Here is a 6,736-nt window from a genome sequence, read left to right on the forward strand (position 1 = left end):
AGAAAGTGAAGAGCGTTTTAAAAATATGTTCAATAATCACGCATCTATAATGTTGTTAATTGAACCAGAGAGTGGCAAAATTATTGGAGCAAATAATGCTGCTTCAAAATTCTATGAATATACTATAGAAGAATTATGTAAAATGTCTATAGATCAAATTAATATACTTTCACCAGAGCAGATATTAACAGAAAGGAGCAAGGCTAGTTTAGAAATGCGAAGCCATTTTATTTTTACACATAAATTGGCATCAGGAAAAGAACGAATTGTTGAAGTGCATTCTTCTCCAATAGTTTATGAAAAGAGTGAAATACTTTTCTCTATAATTCACGATATTACAGAGCGTGTTGAAAATGAAAAAGCATTAAAAGAAAGTCAAGACCGCTGGAAGTTTGCTTTGGAAGGAGCTCGAGATGGAGTTTGGGATTGGAATTTACAAACCAATGAAGTTTATTTTTCTAAGCAATGGAAAGCCATGTTAGGGTTTGAAGAAAATGAAATCTCAAATCATTATAATGAATGGAGCAAACGGGTGCATCCAGAAGATAAAGAAAAATGTTATGCTGATATTCAATTGCATTTGGATGGGAAATCACCATTTTATTCAAATATTCACAGAGAGTTATGTAAAGATGGTTCTTATAAATGGATTTTAGACCGAGGAAAAATAGTTACGTATGATGAAAATAATAAACCAATTAAAATGATTGGTACACATACTGAAATAACTGACAGAATAGAAATGGAAAATCAATTAATTAAATTGAATGCAGACAAAGATCGTTTTATTTCAATTCTCGCTCATGATTTAAAAAGTCCGTTTAATTCAATTCTAGGATTTTTAGATATTTTAAAAGAAAATATTCGTACGTATGAGATTGAAAAAACAGAAAAATTCTTAAATATAATTTATACTTCAGCAAAAAATACTTTTAATTTATTGGAAGATATTTTAATATGGGCAAGAACAAACTCTGGTAAATTACCTTTTGAGCAACAAAAATTAAAGCTTTCAGATTGTTATGAAGATGTGATTAAAAATTTAGAACTAACAGCAAAGAATAAAAATTGTAGCATCAATTATTTTTCAGAAGAGGAAATTCTTGTTTTTGCAGACAGTAATATGCTTGATACCATTTTAAGAAACCTTATTTCTAATGCTATAAAATTCACGAATGAAAATGGTGAAATTTCTGTTTATGCAGAACAAGATAATTCAACTGCAAAAATTACAGTCTCTGACAATGGAGTTGGCATAAGCCCTGATATCTTATCGAAACTTTTTGATATCACTGAAAAAATTTCTACAGAAGGTACTGTAGGCGAAAAAGGAACGGGTTTAGGATTATTGCTTTGTAAAGAATTTATAGAAAAGCATGGTGGTAAAATTTGGGTTGAAAGCGAATTAGGAAAGGGAAGTGCATTTAAATTTACATTGCCTTTGTACAATGAAAATTAAAATGCATAAATTTTAATATCAAAAAATTGTAAAACCACAATTATTATTTGTTATAATACGTCTATTTACTTTAAAAAAATAAAGGAATGACTATTTATTGTGTTATTTTTATTAAAGCATTTTCACAAGTTATTTTATAAGAGTGTGTCTAATTTGTAAATAATAAATTTTGAATAATTGAAGTTTCATTCAATGACTGACGAAGAACTAATAGAAGGCATTTTAAATAAAAATCAAGCAACTTTTAAAATCCTTGTAGATAAATATCAATTCCTTGTATTAAATACCTGCAATAGTTTTTTACATAATAAAACTTTTTCAGAAGATGTAACACAAGAAGTATTTATTGAAGTTTTTTTATCAATTCACAAGTTTAAAAAAGAAGCTAAATTATCTACTTGGTTGTATCGTATTTCGGTTAATAAATCACTGAATTTTATACGTGATAATAAAAAAAATAATCTTTTTAAAAGTATTGAAAACTTTTTTTTAGGAGAAGGTAATCAAGAACTACAAATTTCAGATAACGAGCATGAAACTTCTGAAAATGAAGCTATTCAAAAAGAAAGAATTGAATTATTACATAAATCAATCAACGCATTATCTAAAAATCAAAAGGTAGCTTTCACTTTACATAAAATTGAGAATTTGTCGTACAAACAAATTTCAGAAGTTATGAATTTATCTCTCTCATCAGTTGAAGGACTAATACATAGAGCAAAAATAAATGTACAGAGAGGAATATTAAGTTTCTATAAAAAAAAGTAAAAAAAGGCAAATGTTTTTTTGTCAACTAGTGTCAAACCAATAATACAGCTTAAAATGAAATGTAAAACAGTACATACTAATTTAATTCCTTATTTTAATAATGAGCTTCAATTTGCACAAAAAAAGGAAATAAAAAAGCATATTGAAAATTGTGAAGCTTGTAATTATAAGTACTCTCAATTAGAAATTACTTTTAATCTGATTGAGAAAAAAGAGATTTTAGAGCCAGATCCATTCTTATATATACGGATAAACAGGCATTTAGCGAATCTTCAAAATGAAAAAAATCAACCTGTTTATAATACTTTTTATATAAGAGCATTGCAACCTGCTTTATTCTCATTAGTCTTGTTAGTTAGTATTTGGGGCAGCCTAAAACTCAGTAGTATTTCCTCTGTTAAAGGCTCATTATTGGAAACGCAGACTACAGAATTTTATTTTAATGATTTGGGACATGAAAAAATGGAAGCTTTATTATTGAAAGATTAATACAAAACAGATGAAATTATACAATAAAAATACATTGATATGGATAATTGTAATTCTTTTAGTTGCAAATCTTACAACAATAGGATCAATAATTTACCATGCTTATTTTCCGCAGAATATTTCTCAAATTACTCAGGAGAAACAAATTGAAATACCAAATAGTCATTTGGGTAGATTTTTTAGAGACGAATTAAATTTAACAAAAGAACAACATCAACAATTTAGAAAATTAAGACAACAATTTCATGTAGATGCAAATGCTAAAACAGCTAAAATGCAAGTTAAACGAAATGAAATTATGCTTGAGTTAGGAAAAGAAAAATCGGACACGATTTATTTAAATAGGCTTGCAAAAGACATTGGAAATTTGCACAAAGAACTTAAACATTTAACATTTGACTATTATCTTGATATGAAAAGTATTTGTAACGAAGAACAAAAAGGTAAATTATTTCAAGTTTTCAGCGCAATGACAAATAATGGTAGTGAAATGCAAATGCCTAGCAATGAACAGAATAATTTCAACAAGTAAATTTGCATAAATTATAGAAACAAATAATTATTAATTTTAAAATAAATACAATATGAAAAATTTAAAAACAGGAACAATCGGAATGCTGATTATTGCTTTGTTATTTAGTGTAAGTACATTTTCTCAAAGAGGAACTAGAATGGGTTATGGGCAAGGTAATGACAATGGACAAGGATATTTTTGTAATAATATTCCAAATATTAGCACAGATCAACAATCTAAAATTACGGATTTTAGATTAGCACATTTGAAAGAAATGCAAACTAATAGGAATCAATTAGCTATAAAAAGTGCAAATTTACAAGCTTTACGCACTGAAGGCAATATAAAATCTATCAATAAAACAATTGATGAGATGGGAGTTATCAGAACAAATATGCAAAAAAGCAAAGAGCAGCATATTCAAGATATCAGAAGTATTCTTACAGCCGACCAGCAAGTATATTTTGATAATTCTAATAGAGGAACTGGAAATGGTCAAGGTTACTGCAAAGGAAACAGACAAGGACAAGGGAATAGACAAGGTAATGGCAGAAATTGTGGCAACTGGTAAAATTCACATTATACCTAATCTATTAAAAAATCTATATTTTTAAAAAGCTATTAAATTAACTTAATAGCTTTTTATCTTTTTAGCAAAAATACCAATAACTAGTTTTTTAATGATAAAAACTAATATATTTGAGATAGTTCAATTCAATAAAATATACGTTAGAGTTTCTTCGTTTTACTTGATTTTATAAATTGTAATCCGTTCATTTTTAAACTATTAAATATAGCTAAAAAAGTATGCCCATACTTTAGTAATTGTATGCCCATACTTTTACTTTTGTATGCGCATACTTTAACATTTATATGCGCATACTTTTTTAATTGTATGCCCATACTTTTTAATAACAAATAAGCAGCCAAAAAAGGTAGTATTAAGTAGTGAATTAGCTAATAATTACAACTACATTTTTTTATTTCGTTATAAAATTATTTAAGGCAAAAGCAACAATTAATATACTTTATAAACAGGTAATTTTAAATGTGCTGCTTCATAATAAGGTGAGTTTTTATAAACAAAATCTAATTGAGCTCTTGAGTTTTTAGCAAAACTAGTATCTGTTTTAATTTTCAAATTCAATAAATCTTTTATTGAAGGATTTTCTTTTAGAAACATTTCTGCAATATCTTCAAAAACATAGGCTGAATAACCCTCTTTTTGCTGAAGAATGGCGTCAAAAAAGTTCCAGTTAAAAAATGAATCTACAGCTTCAGCTTCCAGTGTTTCAATAATATAACGTATTCCATTTTGATTTACAGGGATATAAATGTCTCCTTTGTTAAATGCAATATTTTTTTCAGAAGAAATAACTGTTGTGTTATAATGCAGATAATGACCTTCGTAAGCTTCAGTTCTTGTTTTATAGTCTTTTATATGTTGTTCTTCAACACTAAAAGAACTATCTTTTTTAAGAATTGTAAATTCAATATTATTATCTCTTAAACGTTCCAAAATATTCCAATATCCTTGTTTTAAAATATAGGCTTTTGGTATGGTTATTTCTTTCGAAGTTTTATACTCATTATAGTATTTAACAGGTTTTATATAGGGTTTTGTTCTATCATAAAATAAACGTTTTCCATTGGTAACTTTGCTGTTAATTAAAGTTCCTTCATAACCTTTAAATTGTAAAGTTAAAAATGTGTTCTCATCTAATTTAAATGCAATTGGATAGGATTTTTTAGCTAAAATGGTAGCTGTTGCATTTTTACGAAGTTCTTTTATCTTAGTCCCATTTTCAATAGTAAAATCTATTGCAATTTCTAATAAACTATACGTTTGTTCAACACGCTGTTTGTAGGGTTTTAGCATATGAGTTTCAATCATGAAACCCAAAGTATTAAAAAGTGTTGTATAACCACTGGAATATCTAGGAGAATCAAAATACTGACTAAAACCTTCTTCCGGAGTTTTCCCCCAAACATTCACATAAGGAGTTATTGAAATATCTTTCTTTAGTAAAGATTCTTCAATTTGTGGTCGCATTTCATTTTCTATAAACTCACCTAATTCTCCACCAAGTTTATTATGCTGCGTAAAAAGGTGTGTAATTCCATATTGATAATCGGCACCGTTGCTCACATGGTTGTCAATAAAAACATCAGGATTTATTAAGTGAAAAATTTGAGCAAAAGCTTTCGTATTTCTTGTGTCAGCTTTTATAAAATCTCTGTTTAAATCATAATTCCGTGCATTTCCTCTAAATCCGTAAGCTATTGGTCCGTTTTGATTTACGCGAGAAGTACTATTTCTATTTAGCGAACCGCCAATATTGTAGATAGGAATTACAGCTAATATGGTATTTTCTAATTGTTTTATTTTGTTAGGATTTTTAACAATGTCTCTAAGTAATAGCATAGTTGCATCAATACCATCAGGTTCTCCAGGATGAATGCCATTATTAATTAGAATAACATTTTTTGATTCTCTAATTTCTTTAAAGTCGAATTTTTTAGAACTATCAAAAATAACTAGATGTAGCGGAAATCCACTGTCTGTTAGTCCCATTTCAAAAATTGAAATTTCGGGATACTTTTTGGCTAAACTTTTATAATAGTCAATTGTTTCAGAATAAGTGGAAGTTTCAGTGCCATTTGTTTTTTCAAAAGGAATTCTAAAGTCAGAATCTAAATTTTGAGAATTAATAGTGTAAAATGAACAGATTAAAAATAAAATTGTAAAACTTTTAGCCATCCAACTTATTTTTCGATTACACTTTTTGGAACAAAAATTGAAATATCGCCGCCATTTCTATAAACATCTCTAACAATACTTGAACTTATAAAAGAAGTGTCAGCTGAAGTTAATAAAAAGACGGTTTCAATATTTGATAATTTTCTATTGGTTTGAGCAATGGCTTTTTCAAATTCAAAATCTGCCGGATTTCTTAATCCTCTTAAAATAAAATCCACATCTAATTTTTGACAAAAATCAATGGTTAAGCCAGTATAGGTTTCTACTTTTATTTTTGGTTCATTATTGTAATTTTCCTTTATAAAATTTAAGCGCTGTTCTAATGAAAACATATATGTTTTATCGGTATTTATACCAATTGCAATAATTATTTCATCAAATAGTGGGAGTGCTCTATTAATAATATCAACGTGTCCTAAAGTGATTGGATCAAAAGATCCTGGGAAAATTGCTCTTCTCATGCTTAATTATTTAAAGCCATTTCAATGGCGTTATGAAAAAGTTTTTCTAAGCTAATGCCGGCAGCAGCAGCCTGTTGAGGAATTAAACTTGCATCTGTTAAACCAGGTACTGTATTTATTTCTAAAAAATAAGGCTCGTTATTTACTAAAATATATTCTGCGCGTGAAAAACCACTCATATTTAAAATCTGATAAACTTGGGAAGCTACTTTTTCTAGTTTTTCATGAACTTCATCAGAAATTCGAGCAGGGGTAATTTCTTCAGATTTCCCTAAATATTTGGC

Annotated in this window: 7 protein-coding genes and 1 pseudogene; 5 read left to right on the forward strand and 3 right to left on the reverse strand. The window is 27.9% G+C overall.

What is annotated here, in order from left to right:
• The 5 genes from ABY863_RS12070 to ABY863_RS12090 all read left to right on the forward strand — a co-directional run.
• On the forward strand, positions 1-1,459 hold a 1,459-nt coding region (locus ABY863_RS12070; RefSeq protein ID WP_372795179.1), incomplete at its 5' end, for a PAS domain S-box protein.
• Between the two features lie 192 nt (positions 1,460-1,651).
• Entirely contained in the window at positions 1,652-2,227 is a 576-nt protein-coding gene (locus tag ABY863_RS12075; protein ID WP_372795181.1) for an RNA polymerase sigma factor, read from the forward strand.
• A 54-nt stretch (positions 2,228-2,281) separates the two neighbouring features.
• Positions 2,282-2,716, forward strand: coding sequence for a zf-HC2 domain-containing protein (locus tag ABY863_RS12080; protein WP_372795183.1), 435 nt, complete (start codon positions 2,282-2,284; stop codon positions 2,714-2,716).
• A gap of 10 nt (positions 2,717-2,726) precedes the next feature.
• Positions 2,727-3,248 carry a Spy/CpxP family protein refolding chaperone gene (locus ABY863_RS12085; protein WP_372795185.1) on the forward strand — a complete coding sequence of 174 codons (522 nt, stop codon included), beginning with the start codon at positions 2,727-2,729 and terminating at the stop codon, positions 3,246-3,248.
• A gap of 52 nt (positions 3,249-3,300) precedes the next feature.
• Complete coding sequence (locus ABY863_RS12090; protein WP_372795187.1) at positions 3,301-3,801, forward strand: Spy/CpxP family protein refolding chaperone; 501 nt, start codon at positions 3,301-3,303, stop codon at positions 3,799-3,801.
• Between the two features lie 447 nt (positions 3,802-4,248).
• Here the strand turns inward: ABY863_RS12090 and ABY863_RS12095 are convergent, their stop codons facing one another.
• The 3 genes and pseudogenes from ABY863_RS12095 to ABY863_RS12105 form a co-directional block, all read right to left on the reverse strand.
• Positions 4,249-5,991, reverse strand: coding sequence for a M14 family metallopeptidase (locus ABY863_RS12095; RefSeq protein WP_372795189.1), 1,743 nt, complete (start codon positions 5,989-5,991; stop codon positions 4,249-4,251).
• Positions 5,992-5,996: 5 nt separating this feature from the next.
• Positions 5,997-6,452 carry a pantetheine-phosphate adenylyltransferase gene (gene coaD / locus ABY863_RS12100; protein ID WP_372795191.1) on the reverse strand — a complete coding sequence of 152 codons (456 nt, stop codon included), beginning with the start codon at positions 6,450-6,452 and terminating at the stop codon, positions 5,997-5,999.
• Positions 6,453-6,454: 2 nt separating this feature from the next.
• Positions 6,455-6,736 (reverse strand): annotated as a pseudogene (locus ABY863_RS12105) (D-alanine--D-alanine ligase); the annotation flags it as partial.

This window comes from Lutibacter sp., assembly GCF_041562875.1.
GTDB lineage: Bacteria > Bacteroidota > Bacteroidia > Flavobacteriales > Flavobacteriaceae > Lutibacter.